The 18,659-nt window shown below is 67.9% G+C and carries 19 protein-coding genes; 16 read left to right on the top strand and 3 right to left on the bottom strand.

What is annotated here, in order from left to right; all coding sequences use genetic code 11:
* From infB to truB, 8 genes are all read left to right on the top strand, one after another.
* The coding region (gene infB, locus GS4_RS23445) for a translation initiation factor IF-2 (protein ID WP_007625284.1) at nt 1–2,039 on the top strand (2,039 nt) is incomplete at its 5' end.
* Nucleotides 2,040–2,277: 238 nt separating this feature from the next.
* Nucleotides 2,278–2,763 carry a 30S ribosome-binding factor RbfA gene (gene rbfA, locus GS4_RS23440; protein ID WP_007625282.1) on the top strand — a complete coding sequence of 162 codons (486 nt, stop codon included), beginning with the start codon at nt 2,278–2,280 and terminating at the stop codon, nt 2,761–2,763.
* On the top strand, nt 2,760–3,716 hold the full coding sequence (locus tag GS4_RS23435) for a DHH family phosphoesterase (protein ID WP_007625280.1): 957 nt from the start codon (nt 2,760–2,762) through the stop codon (nt 3,714–3,716). The genes rbfA and GS4_RS23435 overlap by 4 nt, the downstream gene beginning before the upstream one ends.
* 116 nt (nt 3,717–3,832) lie before the next feature.
* Entirely contained in the window at nt 3,833–5,233 is a 1,401-nt protein-coding gene (locus GS4_RS23430) for an MATE family efflux transporter (protein WP_007625277.1), read from the top strand.
* Between the two features lie 26 nt (nt 5,234–5,259).
* Nucleotides 5,260–5,700 carry an NUDIX hydrolase gene (locus tag GS4_RS23425; protein ID WP_007625275.1) on the top strand — a complete coding sequence of 147 codons (441 nt, stop codon included), beginning with the start codon at nt 5,260–5,262 and terminating at the stop codon, nt 5,698–5,700.
* A gap of 10 nt (nt 5,701–5,710) precedes the next feature.
* Entirely contained in the window at nt 5,711–6,772 is a 1,062-nt protein-coding gene (locus GS4_RS23420) for a metallophosphoesterase family protein (protein ID WP_051989830.1), read from the top strand.
* Nucleotides 6,769–7,425, top strand: a complete 657-nt coding sequence (locus GS4_RS23415) for a 4'-phosphopantetheinyl transferase family protein (protein WP_007625268.1) — start codon at nt 6,769–6,771, stop codon at nt 7,423–7,425. The genes GS4_RS23420 and GS4_RS23415 overlap by 4 nt, the downstream gene beginning before the upstream one ends.
* 1 nt (nt 7,426) lies before the next feature.
* Nucleotides 7,427–8,326 carry a tRNA pseudouridine(55) synthase TruB gene (gene truB / locus GS4_RS23410; protein ID WP_007625266.1) on the top strand — a complete coding sequence of 300 codons (900 nt, stop codon included), beginning with the start codon at nt 7,427–7,429 and terminating at the stop codon, nt 8,324–8,326.
* A gap of 15 nt (nt 8,327–8,341) precedes the next feature.
* Here the strand turns inward: truB and GS4_RS23405 are convergent, their stop codons facing one another.
* Complete coding sequence (locus tag GS4_RS23405; protein ID WP_040511682.1) at nt 8,342–9,010, bottom strand: metal-dependent transcriptional regulator; 669 nt, start codon at nt 9,008–9,010, stop codon at nt 8,342–8,344.
* A gap of 277 nt (nt 9,011–9,287) precedes the next feature.
* Between GS4_RS23405 and GS4_RS23400 the strand changes: the two genes are divergently transcribed.
* The 4 genes from GS4_RS23400 (at nt 9,288) to GS4_RS23385 (ending at nt 14,347) form a co-directional block, all read left to right on the top strand.
* Entirely contained in the window at nt 9,288–10,271 is a 984-nt protein-coding gene (locus GS4_RS23400; protein WP_083862834.1) for a bifunctional riboflavin kinase/FAD synthetase, read from the top strand.
* 166 nt (nt 10,272–10,437) lie between these two features.
* Complete coding sequence (gene rpsO / locus GS4_RS23395; protein ID WP_007625263.1) at nt 10,438–10,707, top strand: 30S ribosomal protein S15; 270 nt, start codon at nt 10,438–10,440, stop codon at nt 10,705–10,707.
* A 415-nt stretch (nt 10,708–11,122) separates the two neighbouring features.
* The gene (locus tag GS4_RS23390) at nt 11,123–13,399 is read left to right on the top strand and encodes a polyribonucleotide nucleotidyltransferase (protein WP_007625262.1); all 2,277 of its coding nucleotides are present in this window, start codon (nt 11,123–11,125) and stop codon (nt 13,397–13,399) included.
* Nucleotides 13,400–13,558: 159 nt separating this feature from the next.
* Nucleotides 13,559–14,347 (top strand): NRDE family protein, encoded by a 789-nt coding sequence (locus tag GS4_RS23385; protein WP_007625261.1) that lies wholly within the window; start codon nt 13,559–13,561, stop codon nt 14,345–14,347.
* 84 nt (nt 14,348–14,431) lie between these two features.
* Here the strand turns inward: GS4_RS23385 and ald are convergent, their stop codons facing one another.
* Nucleotides 14,432–15,547 (bottom strand): alanine dehydrogenase, encoded by a 1,116-nt coding sequence (gene ald, locus GS4_RS23380; protein ID WP_007625260.1) that lies wholly within the window; start codon nt 15,545–15,547, stop codon nt 14,432–14,434.
* A 154-nt stretch (nt 15,548–15,701) separates the two neighbouring features.
* On the opposite strand from ald, the gene GS4_RS23375 reads away from it, so the two are divergent.
* From GS4_RS23375 to GS4_RS23360, 4 genes are all read left to right on the top strand, one after another.
* The gene (locus GS4_RS23375) at nt 15,702–16,190 is read left to right on the top strand and encodes an Lrp/AsnC family transcriptional regulator (RefSeq protein WP_007625259.1); all 489 of its coding nucleotides are present in this window, start codon (nt 15,702–15,704) and stop codon (nt 16,188–16,190) included.
* A 95-nt stretch (nt 16,191–16,285) separates the two neighbouring features.
* Complete coding sequence (gene dapB, locus GS4_RS23370; protein WP_007625258.1) at nt 16,286–17,038, top strand: 4-hydroxy-tetrahydrodipicolinate reductase; 753 nt, start codon at nt 16,286–16,288, stop codon at nt 17,036–17,038.
* Nucleotides 17,039–17,056: 18 nt separating this feature from the next.
* Nucleotides 17,057–17,542, top strand: coding sequence for a hypothetical protein (locus tag GS4_RS23365; RefSeq protein ID WP_007625256.1), 486 nt, complete (start codon nt 17,057–17,059; stop codon nt 17,540–17,542).
* Complete coding sequence (locus GS4_RS23360; protein ID WP_007625253.1) at nt 17,539–17,985, top strand: flavodoxin family protein; 447 nt, start codon at nt 17,539–17,541, stop codon at nt 17,983–17,985. Before GS4_RS23365 ends, GS4_RS23360 begins: the two co-directional genes overlap by 4 nt.
* A gap of 28 nt (nt 17,986–18,013) precedes the next feature.
* Here the strand turns inward: GS4_RS23360 and GS4_RS23355 are convergent, their stop codons facing one another.
* Entirely contained in the window at nt 18,014–18,607 is a 594-nt protein-coding gene (locus tag GS4_RS23355) for a dihydrofolate reductase family protein (RefSeq protein ID WP_007625251.1), read from the bottom strand.
* Between the last annotated feature and the right edge of the window lie 52 nt (nt 18,608–18,659).

The following is an 18,659-nucleotide window of genomic DNA, read 5'->3' as shown; positions in this document are numbered from 1 at the left end:
CCGGCGGCCGCGGTGGCGGCGGCGGTGGATACCGCGGCGGTCCCGGCGGCGGCACCGGTGGCGGTCCTCCCGCCGGCGGTTTCCGTGGACGTCCCGGTGGTGGCGGTCGTGGTCGTGGCGGTGCCGCGGGTGCGTTCGGTCGTCCCGGTGGTGCTCCGCGCCGAGGCCGCAAGTCCAAGCGTCAAAAGCGCCAGGAATACGACTCGATGCAGGCGCCCGCCGTCGGCGGCGTCCGGTTGCCACGTGGTGACGGCCGGACCATCCGGCTCGCTCGCGGCGCGTCGCTGGTCGACTTCGCCGACAAGATCGACGCGAATCCGGCATCGCTCGTCCAGGCGCTGTTCAACCTGGGCGAGATGGTCACGGCCACGGAGTCGGTCAACGACGAGACGCTGGAGCTGCTCGGCTCGGAGATGAACTACGTCGTCCAGGTGGTCAGCCCGGAGGACGAGGACCGCGAGCTCCTGGAGAGCTTCGACCTCAGCTACGGCGAGGACGAGGGCGACGAGGAAGACCTCGAGCAGCGTCCGCCGGTGGTCACCGTCATGGGCCACGTCGACCACGGTAAGACCCGACTGCTGGACACGATCCGTAACGCCACCGTCCGCGAGGGCGAGGCCGGCGGTATCACCCAGCACATCGGTGCGTACCAGGTCGACACCCACCTCAACGGTGAAGATCGCCTGATCACCTTCATCGACACCCCGGGTCACGAGGCGTTCACCGCCATGCGTGCCCGTGGTGCGAAGGCCACCGACATCGCGATCCTCGTGGTCGCGGCCGACGACGGCGTCATGCCGCAGACGGTGGAGGCGGTGAACCACGCCCAGGCGGCCGACGTGCCGATCGTGGTGGCGGTCAACAAGATCGACAAGGAAGGCGCCGACCCGGCCAAGATCCGTGGTCAGCTCACCGAATACGGTCTGATCCCCGAGGAGTACGGCGGCGAGGCCATGTTCGTCGACATCTCGGCCAAGCAGGGCGACAACATCGACGCCCTCCTGGAAGCCGTGCTGCTGACAGCGGATGCTTCGCTGGACCTGCGGGCGAACCCGGACATGGACGCCCAGGGTGTGGCCATCGAGGCCCACCTCGACCGTGGCCGCGGCCCGGTGGCGACCGTGCTGGTTCAGCGCGGAACGCTGAAGGTCGGCGACTCGATCGTCGCCGGAGACGCCTACGGGCGTGTCCGCCGGATGGTCGACGAGCACGGCGAGGACGTCGTCGAAGCGTTGCCGTCGCGTCCGGTGCAGGTCATCGGCTTCACCTCGGTGCCGGGTGCGGGTGACAACCTGCTCGTGGTCGAGGAGGACCGCACCGCGCGCCAGATCGCCGACCGGCGCAACGCGCGCAAGCGCAACGCGCTGGCCGCACGCAGCCGCAAGCGGATCAGCCTCGAGGACCTCGATTCGGCGCTCAAGGAGACGAGTCAGCTGAACCTGATCCTCAAGGGCGACAACTCGGGAACCGTCGAGGCGCTCGAAGAGGCTCTGATCGGCATCGACATGGGCGACGAGGTCTCGTTGCGGGTCATCGACCGTGGTGTCGGTGGCGTGACCGAGACCAACGTCAACCTGGCGGCTGCATCCGATGCGATCATCATCGGATTCAACGTCCGTGCGGAGGGCAAGGCCACCGAGCTGGCCAACCGCGAGGGCGTCGACATCCGGTACTACTCGGTGATCTACCAGGCCATCGACGAGATCGAGAGTGCGCTGAAGGGCATGCTCAAGCCGATCTACGAAGAGGTGGAACTCGGCCGCGCCGACATCCGCGCCATCTTCAAGTCGTCCAAGGTCGGCAACATCGCCGGCTGTCTGGTCACGTCGGGCATCATGCGGCGCAACGCCAAGGCGCGGTTGCTGCGTGACAACGTCGTCATCGCCGAGAACCTCACCATCTCCTCGCTCAAGCGTGAGAAGGACGATGCCACCGAGGTCCGCGACGGTTACGAATGTGGTCTGACGCTCACCTACAGCGACATCAAGGTCGACGACGTCATCGAGACCTACGAGCTTCGGGAGAAGCCGCGGGACTGATGACGTCGCCGACGGACATCAAGGTCGACGACTGACCCGACGAGCTCCACGAGAAGCCGCGGGACTGACGTCCGATCCTCTCGTCCGACCGGTGCGCGCGTGTCCACATCGACACGCGCGCACCGTTCGGGGGAGTACGTTGTGACTCACTGCCCGTCCCGGTGATCGGTGCATCCCCGGTGACGTCGTGGCGGGGTCGAGATTCGTTCGGCCCCATCACGGGATGGAAAGGATGGACATGGCAGACCCGGCACGGGCGCAGCGCCTCGCCAAGCGGATCTCGTCGATCGTCGCGTCGGCGATCAGCAACGAGATCAAGGACCCTCGTCTGGCGTATGTGACGATCACCGATTCGCGTGTCACCAACGATCTCCACGACGCGACGCTGTATTACACCGTCATGGGTGAATCCATCGACAGCGAGCCGGACTACGACGGGGCCGCTGCCGGACTCGCGAAGGCGACCGGCGTGCTGCGATCCAAGGTCGGCGCCGGCACCGGCGTCCGGTTCACGCCCACCCTCCGGTTCGTGCTCGACACCGTCCCGGACGCCGCACGACACATGGAGGAGCTCGTCGAGCGCGCCCGCGCGAACGACGAGCAGGTCGCCGAACGCGCCCGTGCGGCCACGCCCGCGGGCGAGGCCGACCCGTACAAGAGCAGTGGCGAATCCGCCGACGACCGACCCGCCGACGATCTGCGCGAGGGCGGTCGCCAGGAGTGACGGCCGCCGACAGCGCGGCCATCGCCGCAGCACTCACCGGGGCGCCTGCCGTCACGATCCTGTGCCACGTGCGCCCGGATGCCGACACCATCGGCAGCGGCCTGGCGCTCGGACTCGCACTCGATCGGCGCGGGGTCGACGTCGAGGTCGCCTATCCCGGAGATGAACGCCTGCCCTGTGCGCTTGCCTCACTTCCCGGCGCCAAACTCCTCGTCCGCGAAACCGAGCTCACCGGACATCGCGTCGTGGTCTCGGTCGACGCCGCCAACCTCGGCCGCCTGTCCTCCCTGGGTGACGTGTTCAGCGCGGCCGAGGTCGGTATCGCGGTCGACCATCACGCTTCCAACCCCGGATTCGGCGATCTCGATCTGATCGACGCCGATTCCGATTGCACCGCCGTACTTGTCCTGCGCATCCTCGACGCCATGCAGGTGGATGTCGACGTCGACATCGCGACCTGTCTGTACGCGGGCCTGCTCACCGACACCGGGTCGTTCAAATGGGCTCGTCCGGATTCATTCCGGGTCGCCGCCCGACTCCTCGAGGCCGGAGTCGACGGCCGGATGTGGAGTCGCATCCTCATCGACACGCATCCGTTCTCTTGGTTCTCGATGGTCTCGCGTGTACTCGACTCGGCCACGCTCGTCCCTGCGGCGTGCAACGGCGAGGGCCTGGTCTACGCGGTCGTCGACCGTACCGCGATGGCCGGGATGAGCTGGGACGAGTCCGAGAGCGTGGTCGACATCGTGCGTACCGCGTCCGAGGCCGAGATCGCGGCTGTGTTCAAAGAGTCGGAACCGGGTGAGTGGACGGTGTCCCTGCGCTCCAAGAGCACAGTCGACGTCATGCTCATCGCGCGATCCCATGGCGGCGGCGGACACCGTCACGCCTCTGGTTACAGCGCCGCCGGCAGCGCCGACGAGGTGGTCGCCGAACTGGTGGACGATCTCTGAATCCGAGCGACCGGCCCGACGCGACTGATTCCGGCTCGCACCGCGTCCGGTCGATGCCGGGCCATCCCCGCTCGCCTCAGCCACAGCCACCGCGAATCGAACCGGAGCACGACACCGTGGCAGACGACGATCCGTCGAGCAACGATCGGGCGTCCGACGACACGACGTCCGACGACGCCGCGGTACCCGACACCGGAGTCCGTCGGATCGCGATCCTGTCGTTCTCGGCCCTCGCCGTGCTCGTCGCCCCGCCGCTGTACCTGTTGCTCGATCTCGCGGTGGTCGGACGGCTCGGTGGTGACGAACTGGCCGCACTCGCCGTCGCGACCCTGGTGCTCGCCGTCGTCAGCACCCAGCTGACCTTTCTCTCGTACGGGACGACCGCACGGTCGGCCCGACAGTTCGGCGCAGGTGATCGCCGCGCCGCGATAGCCGAAGGCGTGCAGGCGAGTTGGATAGCGCTGGCGGTCGGAGCGGTGATCGTCGCGGTCGCCGTGGTGGCCGCCCCGACGGTGTTGCGCATACTGGTCGGCTCGGGCGCCGACCGTGACCCCGTGGTCGCCGACGCGTCCGGCTGGCTGCGGATCGCGTTGTTCGGGGTACCGCTGATCTTGCTGTCGATGGCCGGCAACGGCTGGATGCGTGGCGTGCAGGACACTCGTCGTCCCGTCGTCTACGTACTGGTGGGCCTCGGCGTGGGCGCGGTGTTGTGTGTCGGTCTCGTCCACGGCCTCGGCGGTCTGCCCCGGCTCGGACTGGACGGCAGCGCAGTCGCGAACCTGGTCGGTCAGTCGATCACCGGGGTGCTCTTCGCGGTCCGCGTCGTCCGGGCCACCGACACACCGCGTCTCGCACACCTGCGGCCCCGATGGTCGATCATCTCCGCGCAATTGTCGATGGCCCGGGACCTGGTGATCCGCAGTCTGTCCTTCCAGGTGTGCTTCGTCTCGGCGGCGGCGGTCGCTGCCCGCTTCGGGGTGGCCCAGGTCGCTGCGCATCAGGTGGTGTTGCAGCTCTGGGAGTTCATGTCGCTGTTCCTCGACGCCCTCGCGATCGCCGCCCAGGCTCTCGTCGGCGCTGCCCTCGGCGCACGGGCCACTGCAGCCGCGAGTCGCGTGGCCCGTCAGGTCACAATCGTCTCGCTGGCGTTGGCGGTGGCGGCCGCACTGCTCTTCGCGGCCGGTGCCGCCCTCATCCCACGCATCTTCACCACCGACGACGCGGTTCTCGACGCGATCGGTGTGCCGTGGTGGTTCTTCGTCGCGATGCTGCCCGTCGCCGGGGTGGTCTTCGCCCTGGACGGGGTGCTGTTGGGGAGTGGTGACGCCGCCTTCCTGCGGACGGCGACCCTGACCAGCGCGCTGATCGGATTCCTACCGCTCATCTGGCTCTCGCTGATCTTCGACTGGGGCCTCGCGGGCATTTGGAGCGGCCTCGTCGCGTTCATGGTGTTGCGACTGGTCACCGTCGCGGTGCGCGTCCTGGGCGGACGGTGGCGGACGGTCGGTGTGGCGTGACGATCACGACAGGAACGGAGTGGGTGATGACCGAGCCCGACGACATCAGGGTGAGCGCCGTCGTGCTGCGCGATGCCGACGGTCGGGTCCTGACCGTCCGCAAGCGCGGGACCAGAGCGTTCATGTTCCCGGGTGGCAAACCGGAGGTCGGGGAGACGGCTGCGGACACGGCTGTGCGTGAGGTGGCCGAGGAACTCGGCATCGGACTCGACACCGCCGCACTGGTGCCAATGGGCACCTTCCGCACGGCAGCGGCCAACGAGGAGGGGCGCATGGTGGAGGCGATCGTGTACGAGTACGGCGAGGTGTGGTCGACGCAGGTGACTCCGGCTGCCGAGATCGAGGAGGTCCGCTGGCGATCACCGGACGATCTCACGCCGGAGCTGGCACCTCTGCTCGCCGAGGCAGTGTTCCCCGCTCTCGCGGGCCGAGCGGGCGGTGCGGGCCGACACCCGCACCGTCGCTAGGCTGGTCGGCATGGCGACGTTATGGGCGATCAGTGATCTGCACGTCGCGCACCGGGGAAACGAGCACATCGTCGACGAGATCCGTCCCCGTTCTTCCGACGACTGGTTGATCGTCGCCGGCGACGTCTCGGAACGCACCGACGACATCATCGACACCTTGCGCAGGCTCACCACCCGGTTCGCGAAGGTCATCTGGGTGCCGGGGAACCACGAGCTGTACACCACGGCAAAGGACCCGCTCCAGATCTTCGGTGTCGCGCGGTACGACTACCTCGTGCAGGCCTGCCGGGACATCGGCGTGGTCACCCCCGAGGACATCTACCCGCTCTTCGATCCCGGCGACGGCGGTACGCCGGTGCGCGTCGTGCCGATGTTCCTCCTGTACGACTACACTTTCCGGCCCGAGGGCACCCACACCACGCTCACCGCACTGGCGCTGGCCCGCGAGCGAAACGTCGTCGCCACCGACGAGTTCTTGCTCTCGCCGGAGCCGTATCCGACGCGAGATGCATGGGGGCGGGCGCGGATCGAGGCAACCCGAGCGCGGCTCGACGCGCTCGACCCGTCCGAGCAGACGGTGCTGATCAACCACTGGCCGTTGCGGCGAGAGCCGACCGATGCCCTGATGTACCCGGAATTCGCGCTCTGGTGCGGCAGCGAACTGACGCACGACTGGCACACCCGCTACCACGCGATCTGCAGCGTCTACGGCCACCTCCACATCCCGCGTACCACCTGGTACGACGGTGTGCGATTCGAGGAGGTGTCCGTGGGCTACCCCCGCGAGTGGAAACGTCGCGGACTGCCGGAGCCGTTGTTACGCGCCATCATCCCCGATCCCGGTGTCGTCGAGGACGACCTGCCCGCGCACGGGGTCCGCTTCGATCTGCCACCCGACTACGAGGAACGTGCCCGCGAGTTCGCGCGCAGGGTGCAGGAGCGCGCCGCCCGTCGAGCGTCCCGGTCGGGCACCGATGAGAACGGGAGCGGAGCGAACGGGACCGGCGCGAGCGGAACCACCACCACAGCGCGGCCGGAATCGACACCGGCCGATCGAGAGGACGAGCAGTGATCGAACGACTGGTGCCCAACGGCGTCGCCGCGGCCGAGGCGTTCGAGGATCCGCCGGGGATCGAGCCGCTACCCGCCGAGGAGAGCCTCATCGCGCGTGCGGTCGACAAGCGTCGCCGTGAATTCACCACCGCCCGGCATTGCGCCCGGCAAGCCCTGGGGCAGTTGGGGTTCGAGCCGGCGCCGATCCTCAAGGGTGAACGCGGGATGCCGCTGTGGCCCGCGAAGATCGTCGGCAGCCTGACCCACACCGAGGGTTACCGCGCTGCGGTGGTGGCGCATTCGTTGCAGGTCCGGTCGCTGGGTATCGATGCCGAGCCGCACGAGTCGCTTCCGGAGGGAGTCCTCGAGCACACCAGCATCCCAGAGGAGCGGTCGGTACTGGCCACACGGTCGGCAGACCTGCACTGGGATCGTGTCCTGTTCTGCGCCAAGGAGGCCACCTACAAGGCGTGGTTCCCCGTGACGCAGCGATGGTTGGGTTTCGAGGACGCGCACATCACCTTCGACCAGACCGGGCCGGGGGAGGGGACCTTCACCTCCACCATCCTCATCGACGGTTCGGTGGTCGACGGCGGTGCACCGTTGCAGCGATTACACGGACGCTGGCTGGTCGAGCAGGACCTCATCACGACCTCGATCACGCTGCTCTGACATGGCCGATTCCTCCATCGAGAACGCCGGACTGCTCATCGTCGACAAAGAGGCAGGCCTCACCAGTCACGACGTTGTCGCCCGGTGCCGCAAGATCTTCGGCACCCGTCGGGTGGGTCATGCGGGGACCCTGGATCCGATGGCCACCGGCGTCCTGGTCGTCGGCATCGAGCGGGCGACCAAGCTGCTGGGTCTGTTGTCCTTGACCACCAAGTCGTATGTGGCCACCATCAGGCTCGGCGCCAGCACCAGCACCGATGATCGCGAAGGCGACATCATCGGAACCTTCGACACGGCGTCGGTCACCGACGACGGGATCCGCTCCGGCGTCGCCGATCTCACCGGCGACATCCAGCAGGTGCCGGCTCGGGTCAGTGCCATCAAGGTTGGCGGTCGCCGCGCACATGCGTTGGCGCGGACCGGTGCGGACTTCGACCTGCCCGCGCGACCGGTGACGGTCTCGCGATTCGAGATCCTCGACATCGGCCGCGACGACGACGGCATCCTGGTGCGAGCAGAGGTGGACTGTTCGGCAGGCACCTACATCCGTTCGCTCGCACGAGATCTCGGTGCGGCGCTGGAGGTCGGTGGCCACCTCACCTCGCTGCGACGCACGGCCGTCGGGCCGTTCACCCTGGAGCATGCCCGGACCCTCGACGAGGTCGCGGAGGCGCCGACCCGAAGCCTCGACATCGACCAGGCGGTCCGGCTCTCGTTCCCGCACCGCGACATCAGCGCGGACGAGGCGGAGTCGATCAGTCAGGGACGTTGGCTGGAGCCGGTCGGGATCAGCGGGATCTACGTGGTCATCGACCCGGCGGGCCAGGCGATCGCACTGCTGCAGGAGAAGGGGCGACGCGCGAGTTCGGTGATGGTGGTGCGCCCGGCCACGCTCCGCTGACGCTGTGTCCGGGCGTCAGGAGGCGGCGACGAGAAAGATGGCCCGCGCTGCGATGTCGCCGAGGTCGATGGTGTCCGCGCCGTCCACCGAGATCGAGATCGTGCCCGCGAACGGACGCTTCTCGACAACGGTGACGATGCTGTCGAGCGCCACCCCCACCTCGTCGAAATAGCGGAGCATGTCCGGGTCGGTGTCGGAGATCCTCGCGACCTTGCCCGATTCGCCGATCTCGAGCTCGGCGAGGACATCGGCGGCCGGGCTGGGAACCGAACCGTCGAGGGCCGGGATCGGGTCGCCGTGCGGATCACGCCGCGGATGCCCGAGTTTCGCGTCGAGCCGACCCATCAGGCGGTCGGAGATGGCGTGTTCCAGGATCTCGGCCTCGTCGTGGACCTCGTCCCAGCCGTATCCCAACTCGCGCACCAGGAACGTCTCCAGCAACCGATGCCGACGCACCATGAGTACCGCGGATGCCGCACCCTCGTCGGTGAGGGTGACCGCGCCGTAGCGCTCGTGCGAGACCAGCCCCTGATCGGCCAGTTTGCGGATCGCCTCGGACGCCGTCGACGGAGACACCCCGAGCTTCTCTGCCAGCATCTTGGTGGTGACCTTGACGTCGGCCCACTCCTGGCTGGTCCAGATCACCTTCAGATAGTCCTGGGTGACCGACGACAACTCGGTCACCGGTCGCTCGGGAGCGGCGGTCTCCGCGCCGGGGGTCGCGGGCGTGCGACCCGGTTCTCCACTGGAAGCCATGGACCGAGCTTAGGACCCCTGGCCCGCGGAACGAAGTCGACCGGCCGCCTCCACAGGGGTGCGTCGGTCCACATGACCGACGACGTTCGTTCATGTCGACTCCCGTCGACGGCTCATCCGTCATCGGTTCGCCTGTGCGACACATCGAGTTCACCCCACAGGGCGAGGTGGTTGTGGACGGCCTCCTGGCCGTAGGCTGGTGCGCGTGTTGCGTTGGCGAGGTCTGGAGGACATCCCCGCGGACTGGGGACGATGCGTGGTCACCATCGGGGTCTTCGACGGTGTACATCGCGGTCACGCGCAGTTGATCTCGGCGGCGACGACCGCCGCGGCCGAGCGCGGGATCCCGGCCGTCCTGATGACCTTCGACCCCCACCCGGCCGAGGTCGTCCGTCCCGGATCGCATCCGCCGCAACTGACCACGCTGGCGCGCCGGGCGGAGTTGGCAGAGGAATTGGGCATCGACGTGTTCTGCGTCATGCCCTTCACGCCGGAGCTCGCGGCGCGTACTCCCAAGGACTTCGCGCACGACGTTCTGGTGGAGAGTCTGCACGCTGCCGAGGTGGTGGTCGGCGACAACTTCACCTTCGGCAAGAAGGCCGCCGGCGACGTGGCCCGACTGACCGAGCTCGGTCAGAAGTTCGGATTCGGGGTACAGGGGATCTCACTGTTCCGCGAGCATGCGGTCACCTTCTCGTCGACCTACATCCGGTCGTGTGTCGCGGCCGGCGACGTCGAACGCGCTGCCGAGGCGCTGGGACGTCCGCATCGGGTGGAGGGCGTGGTCGTGCGTGGCGACGGTCGCGGTCGCGAACTCGGCTACCCGACGGCTAATGTCGCCCCGCCGATGTACTCGGCGATCCCCGCCGACGGCGTCTACGCGGCGTGGTTCACGGTGCTCGGCATGGGACCGGTGGTCGGGCAGGTGACCCCGGGGGAGAGTTATCAGGCTGCCGTCTCGGTCGGCACGAACCCGACCTTCTCAGGGCGGACGCGGACGGTCGAGGCCTTTGTTCTCGACGCGAGTGCTGATCTCTACGGCCAGCATGTGGCCGTCGACTTCATCAGCCGGATCCGCGGCATGGAGAACTTCGCGAGCGTCGACGATCTCCTCGTCGCGATGGCGGGCGACGTCGAGAAGACGCGGGTGCTGCTCGGCGAGGACCACGACGAGCAGAGCCGGCCATGACCGACCACAACAGCGCGTGACCTGGCTCGATTTGGGCGCCACACGTCGTCGCTGGTAGCGTTGCACCTCGGCGTTGCTGCGGTTCGCGGCGGCACGCCGCACGGACGGGCCCCGGTGGGTTCGCCGACATTCTGACCCGCGAACTGCGAGATCCCAGGAGATCACCATGGCATTGACTGCCGCACAGAAGAAGGAAATCCTCGGCGAGTACGGCCTCCACGAGTCCGACACCGGATCGCCCGAGGCTCAGGTCGCACTGCTGACCAAGCGCATCGTCGACCTCACCGAGCACCTCAAGGAGCACAAGCACGATCACCACAGCCGCCGCGGTCTGCTGCTGCTGGTCGGACGTCGTCGCCGCCTGCTCAAGTACGTCGCCAAGGTCGACATCAACCGCTACCGTTCGCTCATCGAGCGTCTCGGCCTGCGTCGCTGACCTGGTCGACACCGACTTCGGTCACCACTGCTCACCGGCCGCTCCCGCGCAACGCGGGGGCGGCCGAGTCGTATGTCGGGCACACCGGCACGGCCGTTGGCAAGGCTCGCGGATGATAGGATCGTCACGATCGTTGCCGTGAAGGTCCAGCTGGACGTGACGCGAGCCAGATCGGTCCTCGGTAGTGGCCGCCGGAGCACAGGGTTCCGGCCGCTTCGATCGAAGGCCGTCTGCGCAGAGAGGTGTGCGAGTGCACACCGAGTACGCCCGGCATCTTCTCCGGCTCGTTCCGGGTCATGACGCCCACTCCACACCGCACCACCTGTGCGCGTGGTGGTTCGCCGTGCGCCGACCCGTGCTCACCCACATCGACCGTCACTGAGGACGGTCGCCACGAAAGGGACACTTTCCACACATGACCGATGTCACCACCGCCGACGATTTCGACGTCGACGAGTCCGTCACCGAAGCCACCGCAGTCATCGACAACGGCAGTTTCGGCACCCGGACCATCCGGTTCGAGACCGGTCGGCTGGCCCAGCAGGCCGCCGGCGCTGTCGTCGCCTACCTCGACGAAGAGACCATGCTGCTGTCGGCGACTAGCGCAGGCAAGCACCCCAAGGATCAGTTCGACTTCTTTCCGCTGACCGTCGATGTCGAGGAGCGGATGTACGCCGCCGGGCGTATCCCCGGATCGTTCTTCCGTCGTGAGGGCCGTCCCTCCACCGACGCGATCCTGACCTGCCGTCTCATCGACCGTCCGCTGCGTCCGTCGTTCGTCGACGGCCTCCGCAACGAGATCCAGGTCGTCGTCACCGTCCTGAGCCTCGACCCCAAGGACCTCTACGACGTCGTCGCGATCAACGCCGCGTCGGCATCCACTCAGATCGCCGGACTGCCGTTCTCCGGCCCGGTCGGCGGTGTGCGCGTCGCGCTGATCCCGACCAAGGAGAACAAGGCGGGCCAGTGGGTCGCGTTCCCGACCGTCGAGCAGCTCGAAGGCGCGGTCTTCGACATGGTCGTCGCCGGCCGCATCGTCTCCGGTGAGGGCGACAACGCCGACGTCGCGATCATGATGGTCGAGGCCGAGGCCACCGACAACGTGATCGATCTGGTCGCCGGCGGTGCGCAGGCACCGACCGAGGCGATCGTCGCCGAGGGCCTCGAGGCCGCCAAGCCGTTCATCGCACGTCTCGTCGAGGCACAGAAGAAGCTGGCTGCCGAGGCCGCCAAGGAGACCGGCGAGTTCCCGCTGTTCCCGGCGTACCAGGACGATGTGTTCGCCGCCGTCGAGGGCGCCGCCTCGGACCGCCTCTCCGAGATCCTCACCATCGCGGGCAAGCAGGAGCGCGACTCCAAGACCGACGAGCTCAAGGCCGACGTACTCGAGCAGCTCGCGGGCCAGTTCGAGGGGCGCGAAAAGGAGATCGGCGCCGCCTACCGGTCGCTGACCAAGAAGCTCGTGCGCAAGCGCATCCTGACCGACCACTTCCGCATCGACGGACGCGGCATCACCGACATCCGTTCGCTGTCGGCCGAGGTCGCGGTCATCCCGCGTGCGCACGGCAGCGCCCTGTTCGAGCGCGGCGAGACCCAGATCATGGGCGTCACCACCCTCGACATGGTCAAGATGGCCCAGCAGATCGACTCGCTCGGTCCCGAGACCAGCAAGCGCTACATGCATCACTACAACTTCCCGCCGTACTCGACCGGTGAGACCGGTCGCGTCGGTTCGCCCAAGCGTCGCGAGATCGGTCACGGTGCCCTCGCCGAGCGTGCCCTCGTGCCGGTGCTGCCGAGCGTCGAGGAGTTCCCGTACGCGATCCGTCAGGTCTCGGAGGCGTTGAGCTCCAACGGTTCCACCTCGATGGGCTCGGTCTGCGCATCGACCCTCGCGCTGCTGAACGCCGGTGTGCCCCTGAAGGCCCCGGTCGCCGGTATCGCCATGGGCCTCGTGTCCGACACCGTCGACGGGGAGAGCCGCTACGTGGCGCTCACCGACATCCTCGGCGCCGAGGATGCCTTCGGCGACATGGACTTCAAGGTCGCCGGCACCAAGGACTTCGTGACCGCCCTGCAGCTGGACACCAAGCTGGACGGAATCCCGTCGAAGGTGCTCGCGGGTGCGCTCAGCCAGGCGAAGGACGCCCGTCTGACGATCCTGGACGTGATGGCCGAAGCCATCGACGAGCCGGACGAGATGAGCCCGTACGCGCCGCGGATCACCACCATCAAGATCCCGCTGGACAAGATCGGCGAGCTGATCGGTCCGAAGGGCAAGACCATCAACGGCATCACCGAGGACACCGGCGCCAACATCTCCATCGAGGACGACGGCACCGTGTTCATCGGTGCGTCCGACGGTGAGTCGGCGCAGGCGGCGATCGATCGCGTCAATGCGATCGCCAACCCGCAGCTGCCCAAGGTCGGCGAGCGCTTCCTGGGCACCGTGGTCAAGACCACCGCCTTCGGCGCCTTCGTCTCGCTCCTGCCCGGCCGCGACGGCCTCGTCCACATCTCGAAGCTGGGCCAGGGCAAGCGCATCAACAAGGTCGAGGACGTGGTCAACGTGGGCAGCAAGCTCCGCGTCGAGATCGCCGACATCGACGAGCGCGGCAAGATCAGCCTGGTGCCCGTGGCTGACGATGCGAAGGCCGAGTCTGCACCGGAGGCCGCATCCGCCGACGCCTGATCGTCAGCGTCTGACACCGGCACATCACGTGCACCGACCCGCCGACATCACGGACTCCGTGATGTCGGCGGGTCGTCTGGTCTGTGGCCGAGCAGCGGTCACCGGTCCTCGGCCCCTCGATGGGTCGGTGCGCGTCATGACCACACGGGGGAGGCTTCCATGTGTCTGATCCTGTTCGCGTGGAACGCGCACCCCGACTTCCGGTTGGTGGTGGCCGCGAACCGGGACGAGTACCGACATCGGCGTAGTCGCGCGCTCGCCAGATGGGACGATCTGCCCGTCATCGGCGGGCGCGACGCGCGTGCCGGCGGAACGTGGATGGGTCTGGATGCTGTCGATCCGTCCCGCATCGCGGCGGTGACCAACGTGCGCGATCCGGCCGCCCCGACCTCCACCGTCCGTTCGCGCGGCGCATTGCCGGTCGATTTCCTGGCCGGCGGCACGACTCCGGAAGTGGCCGCTGACGACTTGGTCCGGGGTGCAACCGAGTATTCGCCGGTGAACCTGCTGGTGGGTGACGCGTCGTCGCTGTGGTGGGCGACGAACTGGCCGACCCCCGAATGCCGCGCAGTCGCCGATGGCGTCCACGGAGTGTCGAACGGGACACTCGACAGTTCCTGGCCGAAGGTCGTCGACGGTAAGACCGATCTCGAGGAGGCCCTGGCCGGCCCGAACGACGACCTGGTCGAGAGATGTCTGGCCCTCCTGGACGACCGACGGCGCGCCCCGGACGATCGGTTGCCCGACAACGGGGTTCCCCTGGACTTCGAGCGGGGGCTCTCGTCCAAGTTCGTCGACCTGCCCGGTTACGGCACTCGATCGAGCACGGTGGTGCGCATCGCCCGTGACGGCCGGGGCGACATCACCGAACGCCGATACGGGTATCGCCGAAAGGTCCTGGGAACCCGCACCATTGCTTTCCCCGGTCTCGGGTCGAACGGGTCGTGACACCCAACGTACGCCCGGCGATCAGATCAGCCGGGCGTAAGTGTGGCAGTGCAGTCGTGACCGCCGTCGAGTGGATCGTCGCGGTCAGTGCGCGGCGAACGGGCTCGCGGAGACCGGGATGTCCAGTGCTGCACCGACTTCCGCGGAGAACAGCTCACCGGCGTGCGTGGACAATCCGGCCGCCAGCGTGGCGTCGGCGGCGCACGCCGCCTCCCATCCCTGGTCGGCCAGTCGGAGGACGTAGGGAAGTGTCGCGCCGGTGAGTGCCTGGGTCGACGTGCGTGCCACGGTTCCCGGCATGTTGGCCACGCAGTAGAAGAGCGTCTCGTGGACGGCGAAGGTCGGGTCGTCATGCGTGGTCGGGTGGGAGTCCTCGAAGCAGCCGCCCTGATCGATCGCGATATCGACGAGCACCGCACCCGGCTTCATCTTCTCCACCAGGCTGTTGGGCACCAAGACGGGGGCTTTGGCGCCGGGGACGAGCACCGCACCGATCACGAGATCCGCGGACAGGACCGCCTCGGACAGGGCGAGTGCTGTGCTGTACCGCGTGTGGACGCGTCCACCGAAGCGGGCGTCGATCGCGCGCAGCTTGGCGATGTCGAGGTCGAAGACCGTGACCTGGGCACCCATCCCCATCGCGATGATGGCGGCGTTGACGCCGCTGACACCGCCGCCGATGATCACGACGTCGGCGGGCTCGGTGCCCGGGACGCCGCCCATCAGCACGCCGCGGCCCCCTTCGGACTTCATCAGGTGGTAGGCGCCGACCTGCGGAGCGAGTCGGCCCGCGACCTCACTCATCGGAGCGAGCAGCGGGAGCGAGCCATCTGGTGCACGGACGGTCTCGTACGCGATCGAGGTCGTCTTGGACTCGAGGAGCGCCTCGGTGCAGGCGCGGCTCGCGGCGAGGTGCAGGTAGGTGAAGACCGTCTGTCCCTCACGCATCAGCGCGTACTCGGACTCGATGGGCTCCTTCACCTTCAGGAGGAGGTCGGCCTGGGCCCAGACCTCCGCGGCGGTCCCGAGGATCTGCGCGCCCGCTTCCTTGAAATCGGTGTCGGCGATGGCCGAGCCCTCGCCGGCGCCCGCCTGCACGATCACCTCGTGGCCGTGCCGATGCAGCTCTGCGACACCCGCAGGGGTGATCGCGACGCGGTACTCGTTGTTCTTGATCTCGGCGGGGATTCCGACGCGCATGGTTGGCTCCTGGCGGGGTCGTGGATCTCGGGTGTCGTCGGCACCGACGAGCACGACTCCAGAGTGAAGGAATGACGGCTCGGCTACAATTGCTGTGTCGATGATTCTCAAAAGCGCGACTGACAGTGAATGATCGTCGGATTCGGAGGCCTTGATGACAAGCTCGGCGAAGGATGTTCGGCCCACGTCGGTGGACCTCGACGCCACCGACCGCGCCCTGCTGCGGGTGTTGCAGTCCGACGCCCGCCTACCCAACAGCGAACTCGCGCAGCGCGTGGGGATCGCGCCGTCCACCTGCCACGGACGATTGCGTCGGCTCGTCGACGCCGGGATCATCCGGGGCTTCTTCGCCGACGTCGACCCGGCGGCGGTCGGCAGGCCGCTCCGCGCCATGGTCGCCGTGAGTCTGCAGTCGGATGCGCGCGGACAGATCCGCCGCTTCGTCGGTGAGATAGCCACCCACGACGAGGTCATCGACGTGTTCTTCCTCGCGGGCACCGACGACTACCTGCTGCACGTCGCGACGGCCGACACCGAGGCCCTCCGACAGTTCGTCGAGATGCTGAACAGCCGTCCCGAGGTGTCGGGCACGACGACTTCGCTCGTGTTCGACCATCGCCGGGGTGGCGCACCGATCTTCTGACCCGGCGCGGATCGCCCGACGGACGTGCGCCTCAGCGGCGTCGGACCGCTCACTAGACTGGGTGATCGACAGACGTGGGTGGACGAAGGGAAGTCATGGGCAGCGAGATCCGGGTCGGTGTGCTCGGCAGCCAGGGCAAGGTCGGCAAGGCCATCGTCGATGCGGCGGAGGCTGCGTCCGACCTGACCTACACGGTGGGTGTGGACAAGGGCGACTCGCTCGAGTACTTCACCGACACCGACACCGCCGTGGTCGTCGACTTCACCCATCCCGACGTGGTCATGGGCAACCTGGAGTTCTTGATCCGCAACGGGATTCATGCAGTCGTCGGTACCACCGGCTTCACCGAGGAGCGTCTCGAGACGGTGCGCGGCTGGCTTGCCGACAATCCGTCGGTCGGAGTGCTGATCGCCCCGAACTTCGCCATCGGGGCCGTCCTCAGCATGCGTTTCGCGGTGCAGGCCGCCCGCTTCTACGACTCCGTGGAGGTCATCGAACTGCACCATCCGCACAAGGCAGACGCACCGTCCGGCACGGCGTATCGAACCGCACGGCTCATCGCGGCCGCGCGCGCCGAGGCCGGTGTCGCACCGAGTCCGGATGCCACCACCGAGGAGCTCGACGGTGCACGTGGCGCGCAGGTCGACGACGTTCGCGTGCATTCGGTCCGGCTGGCAGGTCTCATCGCCCATCAGGAGGTGCTCCTCGGGACCGCAGGCGAGACGCTGACCATCCGACACGATTCGATGGACCGCGCCTCGTTCGCCCCCGGCGTGCTCCTGGGTGTTCGTGAGATCGCCGCCCGTCCAGGGCTGACCGTCGGGCTCGACGACCTCCTCGACCTTTGAGTCGGGAGACGTAGACCCATGGCCGCTGACGCCCGTCGCCGCGACGCCCGCCCGATCGTGTGGCTCATCGCCTTCCTCGTGGTCGCACTCGGCGTGTACTTCGTGCTCCTCGGCAAGCGCGGCGTCGACCTCATCGCCACCGGGACCGTCGCCGGTATCGGCCTCGGGGCCGGTGTGATCATCCTGCCGCTGATCGGTGTCTGGGTCGTCTGGGCGACGCTGCGTGCGGGTATCGAGCACCAACGCCTGGCACGGATCATGGCCGAGGAGGGGCGCGAACTCGATGTGTCCGAACTGCCACGGCGCGCGTCGGGGCGGATCGAGCGGGACGCGGCGGACGAATTGTTCGCCCAGGTGAAGACGGAGTGGGAAGCCGATCCGGGAAATTGGCACAACACCTACCGGATCGCGCGCGCCTATGACTACGCCGGCGACCGCACTCGGGCGCGGGCGATGATGAAGCGCGCGGTCAACCAGTTCCACGGGCGCGAGGACCGCGGATGAGTCGGCTGCTCGTCGTGCACCACACCCCGTCACCCGGGACGCGCGAGATACTCGAAGCGGTGATCGCGGGTGCCGGGGACCCCGAGATCGAGGGGGTCGACGTCCGTGCCGTCGCCGCCCTCGGGGCCGGTGTCGCCGACTTCCTGGACGCCGATGGCTACGTCTTCGGGACACCGGCCAACATCGGGTACATGTCGGGCGCGTTGAAGCATTTCTTCGACACCGTCTATTACCCCTCGCTGGGCGACGTCGACGGACGTCCCTACAGCTTCTGGGTCCACGGGAACAACGACACCGCAGGCGCATCGGCCGCCATCCGCACCATTGCCGATGCCATGTCGCTCACCCTCGCGGCGCAGCCGCTCGGGGTCACCGAGATCTCCAAGGAGACCCGCGACGCGGCGTACGAACTGGGTGCGGTGTCAGCGGCCTCGTTGATGTGATCGCCTGCTGCTCGCCGGGAGGGGGCGGTCAATCCGCTCGTGTGAACGTGGTGAACGTCGCGCCGCTGTCGAGCGAGACCTGGTCCGTACGTCGCCAGTTGCGGGGAGCGAACGAGGTCGCCGTCGAGAACAGCGGGATGCCCGAGCCGATGGTCACCGGCGCCGACTTGATGACCAGTCGATCGATCTCACCGTAGAGCGTTCCGGCGAGTTGCGCCCCGCCGAGCAGCCAGATGTCCTTGCCGGGTTGCTGTTTCAACTCGCGGACGGTCGACACGGGGTCGCCGGCGACGAGTTCCACCGCGGAGTCGGGTGCGGATGTCAACGTCGTCGAGAACACGAGGTGGCGCAGATGAGGGAAGGCGTCGGGGACGCCGGCGTCAAGTCCGATCTGAAAGCTCTTGCGTCCCTCGAGAACTGTGTCGAAGTGGCGGCCCGGCTCGGTCACCGACAGCGCTTGTCGCGCTGCCCCGGGCAGTGTCTCGGGGTACTCGGCGACCAGGTGCTGGACGTAGTCGGCCGGCAGCGGCCAGAATCCGCCCGGACCGGTCGGATCGGCGCCGTCAGGCCCGGCGACGAATCCGTCCAGCGTCGTGGCCACGAGATACACGAGTGCGCGCATGCCGCCAACTCTGTCGCAGTCGGTCTCGGCAACACAACCGGTGTGCGGTCTC

It is taken from the genome of Gordonia soli NBRC 108243 (genome assembly GCF_000334455.1).
GTDB lineage: Bacteria > Actinomycetota > Actinomycetes > Mycobacteriales > Mycobacteriaceae > Gordonia > Gordonia soli.
This window is presented reverse-complemented; position numbering and strand designations above follow the sequence as displayed.

Coding starts and splice junctions, on each gene's coding strand:
- rbfA (WP_007625282.1), top strand. CDS start 2,278: ATGGCAGACCCGGCACGGGCGCAGCGCCTCGCCAAGCGGATCTCGTCG.
- GS4_RS23425 (WP_007625275.1), top strand. CDS start 5,260: ATGACCGAGCCCGACGACATCAGGGTGAGCGCCGTCGTGCTGCGCGAT.
- GS4_RS23420 (WP_051989830.1), top strand. CDS start 5,711: ATGGCGACGTTATGGGCGATCAGTGATCTGCACGTCGCGCACCGGGGA.
- truB (WP_007625266.1), top strand. CDS start 7,427: ATGGCCGATTCCTCCATCGAGAACGCCGGACTGCTCATCGTCGACAAA.
- rpsO (WP_007625263.1), top strand. CDS start 10,438: ATGGCATTGACTGCCGCACAGAAGAAGGAAATCCTCGGCGAGTACGGC.
- GS4_RS23390 (WP_007625262.1), top strand. CDS start 11,123: ATGACCGATGTCACCACCGCCGACGATTTCGACGTCGACGAGTCCGTC.
- GS4_RS23385 (WP_007625261.1), top strand. CDS start 13,559: ATGTGTCTGATCCTGTTCGCGTGGAACGCGCACCCCGACTTCCGGTTG.
- ald (WP_007625260.1), bottom strand. CDS start 15,547: ATGCGCGTCGGAATCCCCGCCGAGATCAAGAACAACGAGTACCGCGTC.
- GS4_RS23375 (WP_007625259.1), top strand. CDS start 15,702: ATGACAAGCTCGGCGAAGGATGTTCGGCCCACGTCGGTGGACCTCGAC.
- dapB (WP_007625258.1), top strand. CDS start 16,286: ATGGGCAGCGAGATCCGGGTCGGTGTGCTCGGCAGCCAGGGCAAGGTC.
- GS4_RS23365 (WP_007625256.1), top strand. CDS start 17,057: ATGGCCGCTGACGCCCGTCGCCGCGACGCCCGCCCGATCGTGTGGCTC.
- GS4_RS23360 (WP_007625253.1), top strand. CDS start 17,539: ATGAGTCGGCTGCTCGTCGTGCACCACACCCCGTCACCCGGGACGCGC.
- GS4_RS23355 (WP_007625251.1), bottom strand. CDS start 18,607: ATGCGCGCACTCGTGTATCTCGTGGCCACGACGCTGGACGGATTCGTC.